16 protein-coding genes are annotated in these 21912 nt (G+C 41.9%); 8 read left to right on the top strand and 8 right to left on the bottom strand.

The genetic code is table 11. From position 1 onward, the window contains the following. Positions 1-123: 123 nt before the first annotated feature. Positions 124-1152, bottom strand: a complete 1029-nt coding sequence (locus tag AC1XUO_RS24825; protein ID WP_483332536.1) for an exonuclease/endonuclease/phosphatase family protein — start codon at positions 1150-1152, stop codon at positions 124-126. A 245-nt stretch (positions 1153-1397) separates the two neighbouring features. Here AC1XUO_RS24825 and AC1XUO_RS24820 point away from each other — a divergent pair, with 245 nt between their 5' ends. The 8 genes from AC1XUO_RS24820 (at position 1398) to AC1XUO_RS24785 (ending at position 11019) form a co-directional block, all read left to right on the top strand. After that, positions 1398-2651, top strand: a complete 1254-nt coding sequence (locus tag AC1XUO_RS24820; protein ID WP_483332535.1) for a GDSL-type esterase/lipase family protein — start codon at positions 1398-1400, stop codon at positions 2649-2651. A gap of 91 nt (positions 2652-2742) precedes the next feature. Next, positions 2743-6219, top strand: a complete 3477-nt coding sequence (locus AC1XUO_RS24815) for a PVC-type heme-binding CxxCH protein (protein ID WP_483332534.1) — start codon at positions 2743-2745, stop codon at positions 6217-6219. A gap of 131 nt (positions 6220-6350) precedes the next feature. Then, complete coding sequence (locus tag AC1XUO_RS24810) at positions 6351-7109, top strand: ThuA domain-containing protein (protein ID WP_483332533.1); 759 nt, start codon at positions 6351-6353, stop codon at positions 7107-7109. A 160-nt stretch (positions 7110-7269) separates the two neighbouring features. After that, the gene (locus AC1XUO_RS24805) at positions 7270-8106 is read left to right on the top strand and encodes a glycosyltransferase family 92 protein (protein ID WP_483332532.1); all 837 of its coding nucleotides are present in this window, start codon (positions 7270-7272) and stop codon (positions 8104-8106) included. A 193-nt stretch (positions 8107-8299) separates the two neighbouring features. After that, the gene (locus AC1XUO_RS24800; protein WP_483332531.1) at positions 8300-8713 is read left to right on the top strand and encodes a DUF6157 family protein; all 414 of its coding nucleotides are present in this window, start codon (positions 8300-8302) and stop codon (positions 8711-8713) included. Between the two features lie 69 nt (positions 8714-8782). Further along, positions 8783-9643 (top strand): alpha/beta hydrolase, encoded by an 861-nt coding sequence (locus AC1XUO_RS24795; protein ID WP_483332530.1) that lies wholly within the window; start codon positions 8783-8785, stop codon positions 9641-9643. 384 nt (positions 9644-10027) lie between these two features. Further along, positions 10028-10453 carry a VOC family protein gene (locus tag AC1XUO_RS24790; protein WP_483332529.1) on the top strand — a complete coding sequence of 142 codons (426 nt, stop codon included), beginning with the start codon at positions 10028-10030 and terminating at the stop codon, positions 10451-10453. 119 nt (positions 10454-10572) lie between these two features. Continuing rightward, positions 10573-11019 carry a glycine zipper domain-containing protein gene (locus tag AC1XUO_RS24785; protein ID WP_483332528.1) on the top strand — a complete coding sequence of 149 codons (447 nt, stop codon included), beginning with the start codon at positions 10573-10575 and terminating at the stop codon, positions 11017-11019. Positions 11020-11098: 79 nt separating this feature from the next. Here AC1XUO_RS24785 and AC1XUO_RS24780 read toward each other — a convergent pair whose 3' ends face one another. The 7 genes from AC1XUO_RS24780 to AC1XUO_RS24750 all read right to left on the bottom strand — a co-directional run bounded on the left by AC1XUO_RS24780 (position 11099) and on the right by AC1XUO_RS24750 (position 21745). After that, positions 11099-12058: a DUF4886 domain-containing protein gene (locus AC1XUO_RS24780; RefSeq protein ID WP_483332527.1), complete on the bottom strand. Its 960-nt coding sequence runs from the start codon at positions 12056-12058 to the stop codon at positions 11099-11101. A gap of 165 nt (positions 12059-12223) precedes the next feature. Next, entirely contained in the window at positions 12224-13156 is a 933-nt protein-coding gene (locus tag AC1XUO_RS24775) for a D-2-hydroxyacid dehydrogenase (protein ID WP_483332526.1), read from the bottom strand. Between the two features lie 124 nt (positions 13157-13280). Next, positions 13281-14417, bottom strand: a complete 1137-nt coding sequence (locus AC1XUO_RS24770; protein ID WP_483332525.1) for a BamA/TamA family outer membrane protein — start codon at positions 14415-14417, stop codon at positions 13281-13283. A gap of 155 nt (positions 14418-14572) precedes the next feature. Beyond that, a complete protein-coding gene (locus AC1XUO_RS24765) occupies positions 14573-15679 on the bottom strand; it encodes a phytase (RefSeq protein ID WP_483332524.1) in 1107 nt (368 codons plus the stop codon). 22 nt (positions 15680-15701) lie between these two features. Next, positions 15702-16979: a right-handed parallel beta-helix repeat-containing protein gene (locus AC1XUO_RS24760; protein WP_483332523.1), complete on the bottom strand. Its 1278-nt coding sequence runs from the start codon at positions 16977-16979 to the stop codon at positions 15702-15704. 27 nt (positions 16980-17006) lie between these two features. Then, positions 17007-19766: a TonB-dependent receptor gene (locus AC1XUO_RS24755; RefSeq protein WP_483332522.1), complete on the bottom strand. Its 2760-nt coding sequence runs from the start codon at positions 19764-19766 to the stop codon at positions 17007-17009. Positions 19767-20023: 257 nt separating this feature from the next. After that, entirely contained in the window at positions 20024-21745 is a 1722-nt protein-coding gene (locus tag AC1XUO_RS24750) for a tetratricopeptide repeat protein (RefSeq protein ID WP_483332521.1), read from the bottom strand. Between the last annotated feature and the right edge of the window lie 167 nt (positions 21746-21912).

Raw genomic sequence — 21912 nt, 5'->3', positions numbered from 1 at the left:
CAAACCAGGCTATTTCAGTACGACGAAACTTTTACTTCGGTTCATTGACATGATATCAAATTTTATTTTTCCAGGGGTGAAAATTCAGGCCCGACGAACCGCGTGCCAGATTATCACTGCGTTTCAGAAACCCGATAAAACAGGTAAAAGACCATTTTTCTTCATTGCCAGGATGCTGTCATTTTTCTCATCACCCTGTTTCACAAGACTCCATTGAAATCTGGCACTGACCGGATGATGATCTGAAAGTGGCAGACCTGTTTTGGTTGTAAATAATAGATTTTCAAGATGATAATCCTGGATTTGAAGCGTCAGCTCTTTACTGCTTCGGAAAAGAATTTTATCAATGGTCTCACAGGAATCAGTGACCGATAAGATATTATCATCCGGAAACTGCCTGGACATCTCAGGAAATTTCCCGTCACTCTTATGTGATAACCAGACATCTTCAAGATTATTCTCTGTGTTCAATATTCCAACATTGTCATAGAAATAACTGTAGTGTGCATTTAGATCTCCCATCACAATGACGGCATTTTCAGAAGAATGTTTTTTGATATATGCTGATAATTGCAGGATATTCTTTCTACGCGCCTCGGCAGCTGCAAAGTGATTATTGGCGTTCGCATGGACATTATAAAAATCAATAAAAACATTTTTCGCCACTTCAATACTGCTGTATGAAAAACCCTTTGGCGTAAAACAGTCAGCTCCGGTGCAATCCTTCCACTTGATCCGACTAACTTCATGAACAGGATATTTGGAAAGTGTATTCAAACCGTCACCGAAAGGAACCTTGCCTTTTGGTGTGGTGCGATAAGGATGCAAATTTCCTCGCTGATAAAGATATTTATTATAATTAAAATCTTCCTGCACATGGGCTATATCAAAGCGGTTTAAGATCCGGCCTATTTCCATGATGCTTGAAGAACGCTCGGTTACGGCACTTGAAATAATTCCCGGCAACCCTGCCACATTATACGTGATTACAGAAAATTCACCTGCGTCTGCAATTTTCAGCTCTGTATTTTTCAGGGAAGAAACCGCTGAGGAGCCGTTTGACGGTTCTGTACTTGTCCAAAAGAAAACTAAAATAACCAAAGCACCGGTGGTAAGCCTGTTATACCTGTTTCTCGTAAAATAGGAAAGCATCTTTCTATTTTTATGTGGTCCACGAAATTACGATCGGGCTGTGAACAGGATTGTTCGTAAATGTTATTGAATTATTAAATATTACTTGTCAATCTTCAATCACAGGCGATCCAAGACCGGTATTAGAATTTTTGTAAACTAGTCGATCATCCACAGTAGGAATGATAATCTCACTGACTTTTGTCTTTACGTATATAATTTAGTTTCCTTACTTTCGATAAACATTGACATTAAAATTTCCCTACATGAGAATTGTAAGCGTTCCGACCATTTCCGCATATTGGCTGTTATTATTATTTTCACTGCTGGTCGGACCGTCGATGGCTCAGAACAAAACCTCACCAGGCTCGGAAAAATCAGTTGACAATTTTGACCTGAGAGACGGCGACCGTGTCGTTTTTCTTGGGAATTCGGTTTTTGAAAACGATTTCGAATTTGGATACCTCGAATTTGCGCTTACCACAAAGTTTGCCGATAAGTTTGTCACTTTCAGAAACCTCGGATGGACCGGTGATAATGTTTTCGGCGATGCCAGAAGTACCTTTACCAATCCGCCAACGGCATATCAGCATTTAATTCAAAATATAGTCAAAACACAGCCTTCTGTCGTTTTTCTTGCTTATGGTGGCGTAGAAGCCCAGGAAGGCCAGGCCGGACTTCCGCATTTTAAAGAGGGGCTGAACAATCTTCTCAATAAGATCGATTCATTGGGTGCCAGGACAATCCTGCTTTCTCCCATTCCGGTTATGTCTGCGGATTCTGTAATCGGCGCAGATAAACGGAATGCTGACATCCGGCTTTATTCTTCTGAAATTGAAAAAATTGCTTCGCAGCGCGGAAAAAAGTTTATTGATCTGTACAATCCAATTTCGCAGGTCAGCAAGAAATCCGTGATCACTGAAAACGGTGTACACCTTAACGAAGCCGGATATTATTATTTGGCCGAAATTCTGGAAAATGGTTTAGGTTTAAAATCAGATACACAGTCTGTTACGATCAATGTTTCTAAACAGTCGATCGAGACTTCTGCGAACGTAAAAAAATTAAAAGAAACAAATGACCTATCGACTTTGCGATTTACGATTAACCAAAAGTATCTTCCACTACCCGCGCCGAAGTCAGGCGAAGAGGTGAACAGCACCCCTCAGATCTTTAAAATTACGGGTCTGAAAAAAGGATTTTATACACTGAAAGAAGATGGCTTCGATCTGATCACTGCTTCTGCAAAAGACTGGGAAACGGGAATTGAAATAAAGAACGGTGCCGCATTCAATCAGGCAAATCTTGTAAAAGACATGATCCTGAAAAAAAATGACCTGTTCTTTTTCCAGTATCGCCCAATAAACGAAACATATATCATTGGATTCAGGGCTTACGAGCAGGGTAAACATGTGAAGGATCTGGACGATCAGAGTATCCTGATCAAATTTCTGGAAAGCCAGATTGCCATGGAACGTATGCCAAAATCGCATATCTACCAAATAGCTGCTTTAAAGTAATTCTTATTTATACCCGTTCCATCCATCGGGACCTAGTTATTTTTCATTACAAATCATCGAGACGCTCAGACGCCTGGTCAACAGAAAACATATGAGGCCATTTAAATTTACTAAAACATTGTATGGAACCATCATTATTCCGATGGTTCTTCTTACAACTTCTTCCGTTCACCAGGCTACGGTGAAAGAAGATCCCGATCCGGACGTTCAGAAAGAGCTCGCATCTTTTCATGTTGCCGATGGTTTCGAAGTGACACTCTGGGCAGCGGAGCCACTTGTGGCCAAGCCTATCCAGATGAACTGGGATGCTGACGGGCGTTTGTGGGTGGTGAGCAGTACTGCTTATCCGCATTTAAAAACAGGCGAAGAAGCCAACGACAAGATTTTTGTCATTGAAGATACAGATGGCGACGGAAAAGCAGACAAAACGACGATTTTCGCGGAGGGTCTGCTTACACCTACCGGAATTCTACCGGGTGATGGTGGCGTTTATGTCGCCAATTCCACTGAGATACTACATTTTTCAGATACGGATGGTGATGGAAAAGCAGATAAAAAACGCAGAGTTTTACATGGTTTTGGAACCGGTGATGCACATCATTTAATCCATACTTTTCGCTGGGGGCCAGAAGGAAAAATGTATTTCAACCAATCCATATACATTTTCAGTCATATTGAAACACCTTTTGGCGTAAAACGTCTGGAAGCCGGAGGCGTCTGGCAGCTGAATCCTAAAACGCTGGAACTGGACGTGTATGCCCGGGGCGGAATTAATTTCTGGGGTTTGCAATTTGATCGTTGGGGACAGTCATTCTTAACCGACGGAGCAGGTGGTGAAGGAATTAATTATGCTTTTCCAGGTGCTGCTTTTGCTGCAACACAAGGTGCAGAACGTATTATTCGCGGCCTGAATCCCGGACAGCCGAAACATAGCGGACTGGATGTAATTTCAGGGAGTCATTTACCCGAGGCCTGGCAGGGAAGGATGATCACAAACGATTTCCGGGCGAACCGGATCAATAGCTTCAAACTTGAAGAACAGGGAAGCGGATATGCTTCCAAACAAACGGAAGATTTGATGTGGACAGATAACGTTGCTTTCCGGCCGGTAGATATTAATGTAGGCCCGGACGGTGCCATTTACGTTGCCGACTGGTACAACCCGATCATTCAACACGGAGAAGTGGACTTTTTTGATCCGAGGCGCGATCAGGAACACGGGCGCATCTGGCGTGTTACTGCAAAAAATCGTCCGTTGGCAAAGGTTCAGAAACTAAATAATGCCTCGATCCCGGTCCTTTTGGAGGCGTTGAAAGCACCTGAAAATTTGGTGCGTTCTAATGCAAAACAGGTTTTGAAAGAACGTGGAGCGAAAGAAGTTATTCCTGTTTTGCAAAAATGGGTTGCTGGCCTGGACAAAAAAGATGCAAATTATGAGCATACTTTATTGGAAGCATTATGGGTTTTTCAGGCACTGGAAACTGTAAATGAACCGCTGCTTACAAGCCTGTTAAATGCAGAAAGTCACAATGCCCGTTCGTCTGCACTGCGCACGCTGCAAGCGTGGCATGCAAAAATCGCCAATGTGCCAGCCATTCTCGAAAAAATGGTCAACGATGAACATGCGCAGGTTCGTCTGGAAGCGGTCATTGCACTGAGGAAAATAAAAACTGCCGAGGCCTCACGTACAGCCCTGAAAGCACTCGACAAACCTATGGACGAGTTTCTTGATTTTGCGCTTTGGCAGACGGTACGCGAACTTCAACCATTATGGATGGCCAGGTTAAAAGCCGAACCTGATTTCTTTCAAGATGCTAAAAAGTCTGTTTTTGCCTTGAAATCAGTTAGTTCGCCGGAAGCGGTGTCGCTTTTACTAAAAATATATCAGAAAGGACAAGTTCCTTCCGAGTATCAAAAGGATGTCGTCAATGCTATTGCGAAATCAGGCACGATTGCCGACTTGAATATGCTGCTGGATTTTGCGTTGCAGAATAAAGATAAAACGTTGATTTTACAGCTGAATGCATTAGAAGAAGCGGCTCGTTCAAGAAAGTTAAAACCCGATAACCATCCGGAGCGAATTGCAAATTTGATTGAAAAGGAAGATGAAACAGTTAGCCAGTCCGCCATTCGCCTGATCGGATTATGGAAGCTTGAACAGCTTAGCGATCGTCTTACAAGTCTTATTAAAACAGGAAATAATCTGACAAAAAAAACAGCGCTGTCTTCCTTAGCTGCTATCGACAAAACAAAGGCGCTAAAACAGGCGACAGATATGGCCGGGGCTAAAAATGCGCCTGAGGTGAGGATCATTGGCGCAGCACAGTTGGCTGATTTCAACCCTGAGGAAGCTGCACGTATAGGAACAGAGCTTATGCGGTCACTTCCCGCTGATACGGATATGTCAGATATTTTCATTGCGTTGATTGCAAACAAAGCCGGCACAGAAGCGTTGACTGCCGCAATTAATACGAAGAAAATTCCTGAATCGATTGCTAAAAAAGGCAGACAACTGGTTCAGACGCGTGTGATGTGGACCCGACAAAGGCAGACCGATGTACTTGCGCTCAAAGCTGCCCTCGAAGAATCCGGCGGAGCGATGCCCGCAGCAAAAATGGCTCAGGAACTTAATGACAACGAAATTGCTGGCCTGGCAAAAGTGATCACTGAAAAAGCGGATCCGGAAAAAGGAGAACTGATTTTCAGAAAAGCGGAAGTCAACTGCACTTCCTGTCACGCGATCGGTGGTGCAGGCGGACGTATCGGTCCCGATTTAAGCAGCCTCGGTACCAGCTCACCCGTGGAAACCATTATCCGTTCTGTGCTTTACCCCAATTTATCGATCAAGGAAGGTTACGATTTAAAACGGGTTCTGAAAAAAGATGGTACTGAAATGCTTGGCTATCTTGCCAGCGACGGTGCCTCAGATATTGTGATCCGGGACGTGACAGGAAAAGAAGTATCCATTCCAAAAAGCCAGGTCGAATTAATGGAAAAGGTGCCTGGCTCCTTGATGCCTCCGGGACTTACAGCAGGCCTGGATCAGCAGGAATTTATCAATTTAATTGGCTTTCTTTCAAAATTAGGAGAATCTGGTAATTACCGTGTTCCAACAACCCGGTTCGTTCGCCGATGGAGCAGCGCCGTTTCAAATAAGGAACTTGTGAAAAAACTGGCTGCAGAGGGAGTTAACTATGTTGCAAAGGAAAACTCGAAAGTTGTTTTCGATCCAATTTACAGCAAGGTAGCAGGCGACTTGCCTCTCAATGAAATTCCGGTTATTGAGGTCGCCGGTTCAAAACGACTGAGTTTTATCCGTTTTGAGGTTGAAGTTGTTACAAAAGGCCTGGTGAATCTGTCTCATAATACCACAACGGGCATACAAGCCTGGGTAGACGGAAAACCAGTAAAACTTTTGCAAAACAATTTATCTGCCGAGCTTTCTCAGGGTATTCATACAGTAACGCTGGGGGTTGACAGAAATCTCATGAAGGAATCAAATTTAAAAATACAATTACTGGATTCTGATGGAGGTGGTGCCCAAACCCGATTGGTGATGGGAAAATGATTATTTAGATATAATTACCTAAGTATATTTTGGCCAACATTATCCTTATATTATCTGAAAGCTTGCAGGATAATTTGAGTTTATTAAATTCAGCTCTCTAAAATTCAGTTAAAATTTAATTTCAAATAAAAATGTTAAAAAAATCACTGGCCCTACTTTTTGTCATGGCGACTGCGGCGTGCGCTAATGCCCAGCAGTTCAAGGTTTTACTTTTCTCAAAAACAGCAGGATTTCACCACGAGTCAATTCATGAAGGCGTTGACGGCATCAGAAAGTTGGCTGCAAGAAATAATTTCACTGTCGATTGGCAGGAAAACGCGTCTGTATTTAACGAGAAACAGTTAAACAATTACGCCGCGGTAATTTTCTTAAACACAACGGGCGATGTTCTTAACGATGAGCAGCAGGCTGCTTTTGAAAAATACATCCAGTCGGGCAAAGGATGGGTGGGTATCCATTCTGCTGCCGATACTGAATACGAATGGCCGTGGTATACGAAGATGGTTGGCATGATGTTCAAAATTCACCCGGCACAGCAAACTGCTTATCTTGACGTAGTGGATAGCAATTTTCCGGGCCTTGAACGTTTCCCAAAAAGAATGTTGTGGACAGACGAATGGTACGAATATCAAAAACCATACAAATCGAACGATCTGAAATTCCTGATCAATCTGGATGAAAAAACGTATGATGCTAAAACCAAATGGGGCGACAATGAAGGAAAAGGCATGGGAGACGTTCACCCGATGTCATGGTATCACAAATACGACGGTGGCCGTGCATTCTACACCGGTATGGGTCACATTGGGTTAGTTTATTCTGACCAATCGTTTCTAGACCATCTTTACGGAGGTATTTATTGGGCTGCAACAGGAAAAGGTATCAAATAAAATATCTTATTTTTGATTTATTTTTTCGCCTTTCTTCTATCCGAAGAAAGGCGAAAAATTTTGTAGCAAAAGGATAAAAAAATCTGGGATTAGGCTGATATCATCAGGAATGTCGGGCTATTTTTTATTTTACTGAAAGCAAACAGATTTCTAAAAAATTATGATTATCGGTGGTTTTAAGATTCAGGATTTAATAGGACGGTTTACAGGTGGGAAAAAGAAGAAGTCTTATTATCTAACAATCTGCTGCATTGTCAAAGACGAAAATGAGTATCTGAAAGAATGGATGACTTACCATATAAAAATCGGAATTGAGCATTTTTATATTTACGATAATGACAGCAAGATCGCTGTTTCGGAAACGTTGAAGTTACTGGATTTAGAAAACTATGCAACGGTGATTAAAATCTATGGAAAAGCAAGGCAGGTAACAGCCTACAATGATTGTCTAAAAAGACAGGGTGCTTTTTCTCAATGGATTGGATTTATTGACGCTGATGAATTTATCGTACCTAAAAGTACCTCCGGCGACTTACCAGTATTTTTGAAGGATTTTGAAAACGCAGGCGGTCTTGGTATAAACTGGCTTGTTTTTGGGTCCAGCGGGTATATTAAAAGAACGTTGCGGTCGCAATTACGAAGCTTTTTGAAGAGATCGGAAGCAAGCTTTCCTATCAATATGCATGTTAAATTAATCGTCCAGCCAAAGTTTGTGAAGCGTTCGATCGGAGCTCATTTGTTTAGTTACAAGAAAGGTTATATCGCAGTCAATGAGCAATTTAAACAGATAACCAGTTCATATTCGGACACGAGTGTAGATAAAATACAGATCAATCATTATTACTGCCGATCGCTGGAAGAATATCAGGATAAGGTAGAAAGAGGACTGGCAGACACTTCCAAAAGAACCAGAAAAATGGAAGATTTCCATAACCACGATCGCGAGGCTAATGTAATTGAAGACAGGGCCATTCTGGAAATTCTAGATCGAAATTAAGAATTTTTCCGAAGGCTATCGGATAACAGTCATTTTCAAACTTTAGAAGAATTATAAGACAAACATTGCAAAAAAAACCAAATACAATTATTCTTGATGTTCTGTCAAACCGAATCTGCCCGTTCCCGATAAAATTCCAGATTTTAAACGTTAATTTCGTTTATTGGAACCATCTTCATTTCAACGCAATGTCATGAAACAACACACCACAAATTATCAAAACACCTTCATCGAAGTGGCAGAAGATTCACCGGCAATTGATGGTGAAGTTCCTCCCTTAAAGACAGATAAAAAAACGGTTGCCAATATCCAGTTTGATATGATTAGCAAACATCCATACGAGTTTACTTCCGACGATGTTTTGTTTAAAGTTTACGCAGAACGCAACGATCTAACCGACGGCGAACTCGAAGAGTCCAGGAAAGAATTCTTTTCTAAAGGGCAAGCATGCCTCCGCGCTTCACCACTAACCAAAAGATATGGCTGGGGAGTTCATCATGATAAAGAAGGTAAAATTGCCTTGTATGGATATGGAACAGCCGAATATAAAAAATTCGCCGTAGACAAAGAGCTAAAAGTAGTAAGGGCCATGAAGTCTGGCAAATGAAAATCCCAGAAAGATTTCAGTTGCCAAAATCTTTATATTTTTGAGCCTGATATATCTTAAAACTACGCGATGAAGATTTTAGCACCTATTTTGTTTCTTATTTTTCTATCATCTTTATCTTATGCCCAGAACAGTGGAAAGCCTTTTGTGCTTGGCACCATTGAAGAGATTCAATCCAGCGTACTATCCGAAAAACGAATCCTGAACATTTATCTTCCTGACGGTTATAATAAAAGCGACACAACTAAGTATCCGGTCGTTTATTTACTCGACGGCTCCGCAGATGAAGATTTTATTCACATCACCGGGCTCTATCAATTTAATAATTTTGCATGGATCAATCGCGTTCCAAAATCTATCATAATCGGCATAGCAAATGTGGACCGAAAACGAGATTTCACATTTCCTACGACGGTAAGCTCCGATAAGAAGAGGTTCCCCACGACTGGTCAATCAGCACAATTTATTGCATTTTTAGAACAGGAAGTAATTCCTTTTGTTGAAACAAAGTTTAAGACAACTGCCTCCCGGACTTTAATCGGACAGTCCTTTGGAGGATTGCTTGCTTCCGAAATTTTGCTAAAAAAGCCAGCTTTGTTCAACAAGTACATTATCATCAGTCCAAGTCTATGGTGGGATAATGGCTCACTTTTGAGTCAGAGTTCAGTCGTGCTGCAGGAAAATTTCAAATTTAAAACAGATATCTACATCGCTGTTGGCAAGGAAGGGCTCGCTCCAAGTCACACTCCACACGTCATGGAGGTCGACGCAAACTTACTGTTTGAAAAATTAAGGAAAAGTAAAAGTCCAAACGTTAGAGTCTATTTCGATTACCTTCCGCACGAGGATCACGCAACGATTACGCACCAGGCTGTCTTCAATGCCCTGCGGACTCTCCATCCGGCACCTGACCAAAACAAACACGAGTGATCTTGCAATCATACCAAATAATATCAAAGATCGTCGGTTAAGGTAAAGTCGCATAAATAAGTTAAAACAACTTCCGATTTTTAAAAAATAAACTTTGGCTTGGCTAAACCAGGTTTTTTTTAAGACCAGGCACATTATCCGCTACGGGCTGGAAAATAACCAAAAACGGACGATGTGCCATGAGAAAGTGTCAGGTTCCATGCCGAAAAAAACCTGAAAGATAAAAAACAGAAAAATCTCTGTTGCCATCCGCTTTAGTACCTTTAAAAATATGGATTTCGTCCTGATTGCCCTCCGAAATGTCGTGTTAACACCCTGTTGATTCCATAATAGTTCTCTAAAATTGTGAATAAATAATTGACTTGAACTTAACAATTATCAAGAATGGACAACCAGATTTATCCTTGTTTGTGGTACGATGGCAATGCAAAATCAGCAGCCGAATTCTACTGCACCGTTTTTAAAAATTCCAGAATTTTAGACGATACACCCATGGTGGTGACTTTTGAATTAAATGGGAACCGGGTCATGGGTTTGAACGGTGGACCGTACTTTAAATTTAGCGAGGCGGTATCTTTCGTTGTGAATTGTGAAGATCAGGAAGAGATCGACTACTACTGGGAAAAACTGACAGCAGACGGCGGCCAGGAAAGCATGTGCGGATGGCTGAAAGATAAGTTCGGTTTTTCCTGGCAGATTATTCCGTCAAACATTTCAAAATTAATGTCAGATCCTGTGAAGGGACAGCGCGTGATGCAGGCTCTCATGGGAATGAAAAAAATTGACCTTCAAAATCTTGTCGATGCATAATCATCATCGACGCAACGTTGTAAATAGTTTTTTTCCGCGACTATTCATCTCTATATCTTATCAGGCTGGCATGATTTTAGGACTTAATATAGAATATTGAGAAACCTAAAATCTATATTATGAAATCGATCGTCTTAATTTTCAGTGCAGTTTGCTTTCTATTTGCTTGTGATAGTGGCTCAAAATCAGAGTCTGAGGCGCTGAGAGCTAAACAAGCCACCATTGATTCTATGCAAAATGTTTTGGCTAAAAAAGCGGTGGTAGACTCCATGAACGCAGTGATGGCGGATCGTGAAGAAAAACTGAAAGCGCAAAATGAGGAAAATGACAAGCAGAGTGTAGCAAATAACAACGTTGCTCCGGTTGTAGCGCAAAAGAAAAAAGGTTGGAGCCATACCGCTAAGGGTGCCGTTGTTGGTGCCGGTACAGGCGCAGTTACTGGTGCTCTTGTAAACAAGAAACGCGCTGAAGGCGCAATTGTGGGGACCTTAATTGGTGCTGGCGTAGGTGCGGGAACAGGTGCTTTGGTTGACCGCTCGAAGAAAAAGAAAAACGGATCGAATTAATAGATTCAGCATTATATATTTAAAACAAAACCGGCCGCGCAAATTATTGCGTGGCCGGTTTGTTTTAAATACCGATCGATCACCTTTTAATTTTGGTCGTCAGATCTGCTGCTGTCTGTCTTAAATTTTCGGCAAAACCTGCGTCGACATTTTCAGGAAGAAATCTTAATTTGACAGGTGTCTCATTAAATAGAACTCCATACCAAACCAGTCCTCCCAGAAAACATCCGGCCTCATTGGCATGATTTGAATCGAATGCTATCTTTCCACTTTTATCCCAACGATAACCTGCATGCAGCGAGTTTGTCTGATCTGGGAGTTCAGGGAATTTTGCCAGGTCAAATTTAAATGTTGTATCGGGTTTGAAAGCTGTTTCAGGATCAGAATTAATTTTCCAGAAAGCATCACCGACCGGAATGATTTTTATCCCTAATTCCCTGGCAATGGTATGGTAAGCAGCCCTTGAATTTTCCCACATTTCTTTCGCGCTTGCTGCAAATTGCCCATCCGCCGTCTGCGTGAACTGCCTGGAATCGACGCGGTAAGCCCATGTCTGATGCATCATGATTTTAGCATCAGGCTGGATGGATTTAATCAGGTCAAAAAGTTTCTTCGCATAGGGCAAATACGTTTTCACATCACCGGAATTCATAGAATTTTGCTGAATGGTCACGACGTCCCATTTCCCAACAGACAATAATTCCCGTAGCGATTTTCCTCCGTATGCTTTCCCTTTGGGATCTTGCGGATTTTTCTCTGCCGCTTCTGCAATTTCCCAATGTCGCTGTAAGGAGCAGCCTCCCAGCTCTGCACGGCCTATTTTCAAAGGGTGGTCTCTCTCTTTTGCGAGTTGAGGTAAATAGCGGGTTGCATTCTGCGAAAAACTATTCCCGATCAGGAATAATCTAAGCGTATCATTTTTGGTGATAGAATTACGTAAATTCTCTGCCGAAGCAGCGTTTACCAAAAACAAGATCGTTATGAACGCCAGCGATCTGAATATTCTGCCCGGGTGTTTTTTATTACTATTAAAGTTCATTCCTGCTATGTTAAATTAATTCAATTATCAAAAAAAGAAACGTCAATGAGCTAAACTACAATGTCATTTACAGGATTACAAAAATAGTCACAGTTAAACATAAACGGCCCGGAAACCAGGCCATTTTGTATGCAATAAAAAGTCGTTTTCCCAACGATCAGATTTTCAATATCCGTCAGTGAGTTTCACTTCATTTTCCATTTTTTTTCCGCCGAGAAATTGTTTGATATTTTTGGCAAAAACCTTGACCTTATCTCTGTTTCGATGGTTATGAGCAGCTCCGGTATGCTGTGTTAAAATCACATTACTCATTGTCCACAGTTTACTGCTTTTGGGCAACGGTTCAACTTCGGTAACATCAAGCACCGCGCCGAGTAAGCGTCCGTTTTTAAGCGCTTTGATCATTTCCTCTTCATCTGTCGTGTTTCCTCTTCCCACAGATGCATAAAGACTTCCTTCCTTCATCGCTTCAAAAAATTCGGCGGAAACATAATCTTCCAGATTTCCGGGTAATGTGTTAATGACAAGGTCCGTTTCTGGCAATGCTTTTAACAGATCTTTAAATGAGTGAATGTCAGCGTCAGGGTCGCTCTTTGCCGTCGTCTGCACTTTGCAACCAAATGCTTTCAAAACCTTTTTTACATGTTCTGAAATTGCTCCGGAACCCAAAACTATCACCTGCTTCTCTCCAAGTATATGCAATGCAGGCTCAGCCTCCTCTCCTACCCATTTCTTTTCAAGCTGGTTTCTCACCATACTGTGAACGCCTCGGTAAAATGCCAAGACACCGCTGATAATTGTTTCTGCAACCGGAACAGCGGAAATATCACCAACGTTGGCTACTTTTCCTTTAAAGTCAACATCTTTATATTGCTCAAAACCAACATTTTCAAGCTGCCAAAATTTTAGAGAAGCCGGCAGTTCATTGAGTGACTCGACTGGCGGATTTCCGACCAGGATTTCAACCTCCTTCAATGCAACAGCTAGCTCAGATTTTGAGATATCAGATTTGTATATAAGCTCAGTTTTGTCAGGTAATTGTTTTTTAAAGTCTGCTCTCTCTTTTTCGTCAAAGTCAATGTACAGTAGGATTTTCATTTTCAACTGGTTTAAATCGTGATGAAGTGGTTGTGCGGGAAAAATATCCTTCCACAACTTATACGATTACCAGTTTAAAATACTGTTCCAAAATGGCGACTAACATTACAAAAAGATATATTTGTCAAAATGCCTCGCCTGTGAAAAGATAGATTCCAGGTCCTTCTTTCGTAAACCCAATGTCCATACGGAGAAAAATATCTTTCTTGGGAAAAAGCAAATAGCGCAGCCCTACCCCACCAGAAGGGCGAATATGTTTCCAGCTAAACTCATTTATTTTCGGAGCAACTACAGCCGCTGCGGCGAAAACCGTTCCTCCAAAACGCTTACTGAACCTGAAAGGAAGCCAGCGATGTTCGGTCTGGAAAGCGAGCATATTTTTGTCGCGATATCGCCCGGAATAATATCCACGCATAATCATTTCCCCACCCATCAGTGCAAGTTGATTAAAGGGAACATTTCCTGATAAAAAATTTCCATACAACTGCCACGCCAGCACGTTTCTGGAGTTGGTCGGGTGTGACGACCGGACATCCAGGTTTACTCCGTAGAATTTATAGTCACTGCCCAGTTTTGGAGCATATTGTAAAAATGATAGTTCACTAAAAAGCCCTTTCCGGACATTAAGGACGTTGTGGCGGTTGTCATACACAAGAGCGGCACCAAGTCCGATATTTCTTGTACCATCGCTACCCAGCGGGGCTTCGTATTCATGATTGCCCTCTGGCTGGTTAAAACTGGTATTATACAATTGCTGATAATCGATCTCCGGCCCTATGAAAAGGTTTGGGATAATTTTACGCAGGACACGTTGTCTTAAAAGCAGATAATTTGCATCAATCAGTGCAGGTTCATGGCCTGATGTTTCCGGACCAATACCGTAGTATAGTAATGGGAACCGCTGAAATCTGGTTCTCCCCAGAAAAAACCATTTATCCTTGTCACCATAAATCGCGTTATCCAGCCAGATACCGTATTGCGCCTCAAGTGTAATAAAAGTAAACGCCTGGATTTCACTCAGCCGGTTCATCGTATCATTCTTTGCCTGAAAAAGCAGCAGCGACGAAAACCCGAATTCAAAACTTGTTTCGGGCGAATAGGCAAGCGTTGGATAAATCCTGAAACTGGGTTTCCCTGGTGACGTCGTATCAGAGATGGCTTTCTGAACTACCCGTTTGATCCACCCGGGTTTCTCCTGTGCAAAAGCTGCATTTAGAGGCGCTAATAGCAAAAAAAGCAGGCAAAAATATCTTGAATTCAAAAGGCTGTGTTGTATTAAATGTTGACATTAAAATTAGATTAAAAAATCACGCCAGCCACATTTGATTTCAAGAATTGAACTCATCTTGCACCAAAGGCAGAAACGGAACTTTCGCAAGTCCCGTTTCTGATTTACCAAAAAAGTTAATTATTGTTCTAGTTTTTTTTCTTCTCAATCGATTTAAGACTTGTTCCGGCAATATCCTCCCAACGGTATAGGTGAAAAGTCTTATCATCGCTCATGGTTACAAAAAGTCCGTTTTTGAAATCATCATTCAAGGGCACGGACACCATTTCGGAGCCATCGCTATGGGATGCTTTCACTTTGACCGTTTTCAGGAGTACATGGCTTTGAGGGTTATCACTTTCACCCTCTCTGCTAAATATCTGAAACTGGTTGGCACCCTGATCAGATACCAGCAGATACCCGGTTGAATCTGTGAGTTTATAAATAGAAAGACCTTCATGATCCTCAGTAAAACCCGTTGTCGCGAAAAGAGCAAGCTCCTTATTCCCTTTTTCCGGATCGGCGTAATATTTATGAACGCCTTTTCCTTCATCGGAATAATAAATATAACCAAGCTCTTTGTCCACTACAATCGACTCAATTTCTTTCAACCCGCTATATGTTCCGAACTTGCGCGCCAAAGTGGCCTTCACCTTTCCTGAACCATCGTCTTCCAAAAGATATTGCCAAAGGTACGTTCCGTCAGTCGGACCCGTTTTACGGCCTGCAATCGCGTACATTTTACCGGATTTGTTTTTGTACAACGCGATGCCCATCAAATCTCGTCCGCCGTCCAAAGTTTCTCCCTGGTAAACTTCGATTCCTCCTCCGTCAACAGGTTTCATATCCGGAAGTGAGTATATGCGAAGTTTATGCGTGAAACGCTCAGTGACAACGGCTATGTCCGTAGGTTTCCCTCCTAACATCAGGCCATATTCAATGTCTACATTATTTGGTCTTTTGAGTCCGCGGATCACCTTGTCTTTGATGATTTTACCTTTCAAATCAAAAACGTATAACCCACCATCTTCATCCTTATCAGTTCCCAGTATCAAACTTTGCGACGGGTCCGCTGGATTTATCCATACCGCCGGATCATCCGTATCGTGCACCACGGTATCCGAAATATATAATGGTTCAATAATCTTTACAGAGTCTGATGCAGGAGAATCAGCAACATCCTTTTTCTCCTGGCAAGACACGGAAAATATACTCAGAACGCTTAGAAAGCTTATCAGTAATTTCACAGAATTCATTTAAATGGATCAAAATTTATAACTACTTAGTTCCAAAAGCACCGATGAAATTTGCCGGTGCAGGAGATTTATAAGTCACGCCATTTACAACAATTCCGTTTGCGAACAGACGTGTAAAATCAGTTTTCCCTTTGCCCAACGCAGGAGAGCCTGCTTGCAGATGGAAATCCCAGCTTGTGTTGAAGGTTGCATTTTGTACGTCCGTCGTCAACGGATAACTTACAAATTTCGGATCATTCTCAGAGGCTTTCGCTGAAACAATATCATTAACCCCTTTTACGATTTCATCTGATGGCTGGAACTGATCCGTCGTGGTCTGGTCATTACCATAATAAAAAGTATTGCTGATCACCGAACGCGAATCTTCAGGCGCTCCTTTATCTCTCTTAATTCCGAAACGGTCATTTGCCAAAAGGTTATTGTAAAGGTCAGCGCGAACTGATTTTTCAAGCCAGATTGAGCCACCTTTTGTTGTCGGTCTTCTCCATCCCGCGTTGATGATCGTGTTGTTATATCCAACCACGTATGCCTGCGGCGTACGGTCACCCGAGTTTGACAATTTTAGTGCATTTGTGTTTGGACTATATACTACGTTAAAAGCAACATCAGCCTGAACACCTGATTTAATGTTAATCGCATCGCCACCGGATACGCCCGTCGTATAGAAAAAATTGTTAGCGATAATGACCTGTCCGCCTTCAATATAAAATCCGTCTTCATTGAAATTACGAATGATGCTGTTCGTCACGATAAGCTTTCCGCCAACATTTGGATAGTAGAGAACCGGAACATGCTCCCCTGCTTCCGCTTTGTAAAGTCCGGCTTTCACAGACGGAGATTCCTCGGTAGTCACCGCGCCGCCGTATTCAAGGATTGTGTTATTTAAAACAAATTCACTCGATTTTGGCCCGGCAATAAGTCCGCCCCAAAGATTACCGAACTGGTTTTTTGCTGTTTTCCAACTGTCAGGAACGGTAAATTTGACAGGAGCTTCGGCAGTACCAATACTGTACAAATTTCCTTTAATTACCACTTCCGGTTTGACTACTGAATCGCTGAAAAGGACTGTAACGCCTTCCTCTATTGTTAAAGATTTCCCTTCCGGGATCTGGATATGCCCTGTGATCTTGTAGGTTCCACCCTTGGTCCAGGTACCGGAAACTTCACCCGAAACTGACTCCTGAACTACCGGAACTTCTACCGATGGTGCCGGTTCGGACTTATCGCTATCGCAACCTGCCAGCGCAAACATTGCCAAGGAGGCATAAGCAAAAAGATTTTTCATTTTAAATGCGTACATAAGATAATTGTTTTAGATAAATATTGTTTAAAATTTATATCGAACTCCCAGGAGATAAGATCGTTGGTAATAATCGCGGCGCATCAGCGTCCTTGATGAACTGCCCTGCTCGGGAACATTCAGATTTGCTGCGCTCACATTTTTCATATAAACTTCCATTGGCGTATTCAACAGGTTATTCGCTTTCACAAATATTCCGAAGCCGTTGGAAAATGTTTTTTCAATAGAGGCATCCATTTGAACGAAACCCTTCTGCCACAAATCGTTATCAAGAAATTGAGACACCGTATTGATGCGATCACCCGTATAACCTGCCGCCAATTGGCCATCTATTCCCCTTTTAGCATTTTTATATAGAAAAGAAAGATTTGCAACATGTGCAGACTGACCATAGAGCGGTCTGGACTGATCAACATTGATTGTTTCAAGGTCACCGCTTTCGTTTCTGATCCTTTGAGATTTTGGCGTAGTGATCTGCGAATGCGTGTAGGTGTAGTTCGCCTTTATTCCAAACATTTTAAAATACCTGATATAGTCAATTTCAATTCCGTAGTTATTGGCGTTTCCAAAATTCCCCGGCGCGTAATAGATATCCTGACCACGGACCGCGTCGCGCTGTAAAGTATATTCGATCGGATCTTTGATATGTTTGTAAAAAAGGCCAATCATAAACTGGTCCGAAACATTCGGGAAAATTTCATACCGAAGGTCAATATTATCGGCAATAGCTCTTCTCAAATCCGCATTTCCCCGTTCCTGATATTCCTCCTGCACAATGCGGTAAGGAACAATTTCAAAGAAACCCGGTCGGTTTACGGATCTGAAATACGAGGCTCTCAGATTAACATTTTCTCCTGTTTTATATTTAAAGTGAAGACTTGGCAAAAAATCGGTATAAACCTGACTTCCAACAGGGCGGTCTTCACCAATCGGAAAAAGCATGCTGTACCCCTGATCGGTAGCCTCTATACGAAGCCCTCCCAGCACTTCCAAATTTGTTGCCTCTGCCTTAACCTGAACATATCCCGCTTTAATCTGCTCGGTTGCATCATAATTTAAAGCAGTCGCCACGGCGCCTCTCGGATTCTGGATTGTCCATTGAATCTGTGAGTATTCAGTAAAATCGGTACCAAACTGCGCGAACAAATCTGTTGGTCTCAATTGATAATTATTATAGAAATTGGTCCGGGCCTTATCCCTGAACAAACCGCCCGCCATATATTCCAGCTGCATATTGCCGATGGGCTGCACGTAGGTAAAATTCAAATATGCGGAAATATCCCGGTCTGAATTGTGCTCCCATCTTCTCGACGCATCACCAACAGTTGTTTTGGTATCAACGAAATTTTTACGAATTCCTAAAAGCGGCACCGTGACATTGTCGGGCACTTCATTCGTCGCTTTTGAATAGACGGCCGACCATTGCAAACCCAGTTTCTCTGTAAGCTGATGTTTTCCCTGCAAAGTACTGTTAACAATTTGCTGGCGCGTCAGCCTCGACCGTGTTGAAAAACCCAACGTCGCATTACCCAAAACCGGATCATATCCTCCGATCGTAAGCTGTGTTGATTTCACATCTCTCACCTGGATATTGGTGAGATTCATATAAGCATTGTAAAACTGAATTTTATGTCTTGCATTAAATCTATAATCAATTTTTGAATGGAGACCATAACGTCTTTGCTGCTCCGAATACTGGCGTACGTTCATTTTGGTTAATGTTTCGCCGCGTAGCGTATCCACTGTTTCAGAGTCAAAAAACAAACTGTTACTTCCTCTGAACGTATTCTGATAACTGCCAGCCAGAAGAACACCCAGTTTTCCGTTTAAAAACCGGTTTCCGATGGCCAGGCTGCCAAGCAAATTCGGCATTGGCTTTTTTGAATTATAATCAACAGCCGCTTTCGAAAAGTCACCAGGCTTTGCGTTGTATTGCGTTCCGTTTATCTCGTAAGGCGATTTTGACTGGATATTTTTATGATCATAACTGATGAAATCACGTTGCATAAAAAGCTCATTATAGCCGCTTGAAATGTTGGCAGAAAACGTAAACCTGTCAGGAGCATCTTTCATCACCATATTGATTGCCCCACCAACAGCATCACCTTCCATGGAGGGCGTTAAGGCTTTGTAAACTTCGAGGCGGTCGAGCAGATCAGATGGAAAAATGTCCAGGGGAACGTAACGGTATTTGTTATCAGGACTTGGGATTTTCACGCCGTTAACAAGTGTGTAATTATACCTTTTATCCATTCCTCTCAGGATCGCATGTTGTCCGTCGCCATTGCTGTTACGTTCCAGCGTTACGCCGGAAACACGTTGGATCACATTGGCCACAGTCAAATCCGGCGATATCTGGATCGTTTTTCCGGAAACAATATTCATGACCTGATCAGCATTCCGCTCCATTGAACGTGCCGTCTGATCTGTGCTTCCGTCGCGTTTTCCCACTACCGATACCTCATCAAGTTTCAAATTCTCCGCGGCTCCAAGCGCCATATCCAACTGCACCAGTTCATCCTCAGAAATGGTAATTTCTTTCTGAACAATGGCGTATGAAATATGACGAACGATTAGTTTATAAGTTCCCTTTTTGACATTACGGATCGTGAAACTTCCATCAAGTCCTGAGACATCCTGGTAACTAGTTCCTTCCAGCATCACCACAACGCCAAGCGCAGGTTCACCGCTCGCAGCTTCGGTCAGTTTCCCTCTTAGTGTTCCTGCAAACACGATAGAAGCACTAGAAATAAAAACGGCCAGACACAAATAAAATTTATAACGCATTTTTCAAATTAGAATCGGTTAATGATTAAGACAAAATATTTCTGCCTGTTTTAAACAACGATACGAAGGTGAGCAAAGAAATGGCCGGGATGCAAATCGGCACCGTTAACAAAAGGGAAACATCCGGATTTCAGGCGTTACAAGAAGGCAACACAATGGAAAATGCCGCATTAATAATATGATTATCAGATATTTACCACGTAACACATATCCATTATCATTGTGTTATCTTAGTATTATCTCAATGTTAAGACGTTTCAAATGGATTGAATGAAGTTGGAAAGATTTTCACCCTGAGGCAGGTTTAGCTTTTTTCTAAGTCTGTGGCGCATCACACGCAGACTATCCTGGGAGACACCGAGCAAAGTGGATATATCAGAGGAAGTATGATTCATTTTCATCAGCGCTATCAGTCGCAAATCGTTTGAAGTAAGCGGACCGGATTGCTGCTGCAACCGGTCAAAAAAAGATTGGTGAACCTGCTCAAAAATCCCCCGGAATTCTTCCCAATGCTGGTCGTCGCTGAGCCCCGCACTAATTTGATCTGACAATTGCTTGATCTGTTTTTTCTGATCACGTTTATCATCTTTAACCAACCCTTCAAGTTGTGCCTGCAAGTCTTCAAGCTGCTGATTTTTGCGGATTACGTGCAAAGTATAACTACTTAATTCTTTGGTTTTAATTTCGAGTTCCTGTCTGAGATTTTCCTCTTGTAACTTTTTGTTTTCAAGCTCCACTTCCATCAGCTGGTTTTGGGTTTGATAAACCTGCTTATTTTGCTCATGAAGTTTTTGCTCATTTTTAATCTTCAGACGCTGCCTGCTGATGATAAGTCCTGCAATTAATATAACCAAAACTATCACGACGCCGGTTGCTACACTGATAAGTAAATCTGTCTTTCTGGCAAGAGTCAATCCTTCGATTTCCTTATCTTTCTTTTCGATTTCATACAAGGTTTGTAATAGCGCAAGTTGCTTGTTGCTTTCCTCGGAATAAATATCGTTCAGAAATTTTCTGCTTAACGACAAATAATAAAATGCACTATCATTTTTATTCAGGAAGTTATATCCCTTTCCAATGTCATTGTAAGCCCCGGACAGCTGGTAATATTCTCCTGTTTTCTCAGCCATCGCAAGTGCCTGCATACTAAAATTTAAACCTTCCCGATAGCGGCCGGTTTTACGCAAAACATCCCCCAGATTATTGAGCACCTCAATCTGTGCCCTGTCATTTTTCTGTTGCTTATTGAGTACATAGGCTTTGTTAAAATACCAGTAAGCCGAATCATACTTTTCCTGGTCTTCATAAATACTTCCGATATTCTCATAAATTTTGGCAGCACCTTCTCTTTGATTGATCTGTTCGTAGGCCTGCAACGCCTTTCTCTGAAAAAAGAATGAGCTGTCATACAGTTGCCGTTTCTCATACAAATGACCTATATGCCCATAAACATTAGCCTTCCCTGCGTCGTCTTTTAAGTTCTGGTAATGAAAAAGTGCTTCGTCAAATTGTTTTCTGGCGAGGGACGTTTGGGTTGTTCGGTAATAAAGCTCACCCAGCGACCCCAGGTTTTCGGCCAGCAATGCCATTTGTTTCTGATTACGAAAAATGTTGTCCGCTTGCAGAAAATAGTCAAGGGATTGAGGATAATGTCCTGAACTGAAAAGAAGTTTACCGATTTGGTGAAGATATTGCGCCGCCTTTACCTTGTCATCATTTTTTACAGCTTTGTTATATTCTGCTTTTAAAACAATTAATACAGAATCAGGCCTGCTGAAATTATTATGGATTTGTTCGTTATTTTCTTTGGCGTGATCTGCTGTTTCAATCTGGGCAAAAGAAAAATTACAAAAAAAACAGCCACAAAAATGCAGCGACAGAACGGCCAGAAACTTGTATTTTTTCAAAAAATAAAACAGGGCAACGTAATTCATAACAATTTTTCCCAACGATTGAATCTGATCGCAAGTTAATGCCATCCGTTCAAAAATCCGTTACCTTATTGTCAAGGGTATAACGTAGCACCTCGAAATCTCTAAACAATGGCACTGAATTATAAAAATTCGCATCCGGTCAGTTTTATGGTAAACCGGATGCGGGAGCAGATCTACAAAATGGAATTATCCTGAATTTTTTCCATATCTGC

Source organism: Dyadobacter sp. HNCC25DJ186, assembly GCF_056895235.1.
This window is presented reverse-complemented; position numbering and strand designations above follow the sequence as displayed.

What these genes read in the sequence shown, in the direction of transcription:
- AC1XUO_RS24825 (WP_483332536.1), bottom strand. Translation starts at nt 1,152, where the DNA reads ATGCTTTCCTATTTTACGAGAAACAGGTATAACAGGCTTACCACCGGT.
- AC1XUO_RS24820 (WP_483332535.1), top strand. Translation starts at nt 1,398, where the DNA reads ATGAGAATTGTAAGCGTTCCGACCATTTCCGCATATTGGCTGTTATTA.
- AC1XUO_RS24815 (WP_483332534.1), top strand. Translation starts at nt 2,743, where the DNA reads ATGAGGCCATTTAAATTTACTAAAACATTGTATGGAACCATCATTATT.
- AC1XUO_RS24810 (WP_483332533.1), top strand. Translation starts at nt 6,351, where the DNA reads ATGTTAAAAAAATCACTGGCCCTACTTTTTGTCATGGCGACTGCGGCG.
- AC1XUO_RS24805 (WP_483332532.1), top strand. Translation starts at nt 7,270, where the DNA reads ATGATTATCGGTGGTTTTAAGATTCAGGATTTAATAGGACGGTTTACA.
- AC1XUO_RS24800 (WP_483332531.1), top strand. Translation starts at nt 8,300, where the DNA reads ATGAAACAACACACCACAAATTATCAAAACACCTTCATCGAAGTGGCA.
- AC1XUO_RS24795 (WP_483332530.1), top strand. Translation starts at nt 8,783, where the DNA reads ATGAAGATTTTAGCACCTATTTTGTTTCTTATTTTTCTATCATCTTTA.
- AC1XUO_RS24790 (WP_483332529.1), top strand. Translation starts at nt 10,028, where the DNA reads ATGGACAACCAGATTTATCCTTGTTTGTGGTACGATGGCAATGCAAAA.
- AC1XUO_RS24785 (WP_483332528.1), top strand. Translation starts at nt 10,573, where the DNA reads ATGAAATCGATCGTCTTAATTTTCAGTGCAGTTTGCTTTCTATTTGCT.
- AC1XUO_RS24780 (WP_483332527.1), bottom strand. Translation starts at nt 12,058, where the DNA reads ATGAACTTTAATAGTAATAAAAAACACCCGGGCAGAATATTCAGATCG.
- AC1XUO_RS24775 (WP_483332526.1), bottom strand. Translation starts at nt 13,156, where the DNA reads ATGAAAATCCTACTGTACATTGACTTTGACGAAAAAGAGAGAGCAGAC.
- AC1XUO_RS24765 (WP_483332524.1), bottom strand. Translation starts at nt 15,679, where the DNA reads ATGAATTCTGTGAAATTACTGATAAGCTTTCTAAGCGTTCTGAGTATA.
- AC1XUO_RS24760 (WP_483332523.1), bottom strand. Translation starts at nt 16,979, where the DNA reads ATGTACGCATTTAAAATGAAAAATCTTTTTGCTTATGCCTCCTTGGCA.
- AC1XUO_RS24755 (WP_483332522.1), bottom strand. Translation starts at nt 19,766, where the DNA reads ATGCGTTATAAATTTTATTTGTGTCTGGCCGTTTTTATTTCTAGTGCT.
- AC1XUO_RS24750 (WP_483332521.1), bottom strand. Translation starts at nt 21,745, where the DNA reads ATGGCATTAACTTGCGATCAGATTCAATCGTTGGGAAAAATTGTTATG.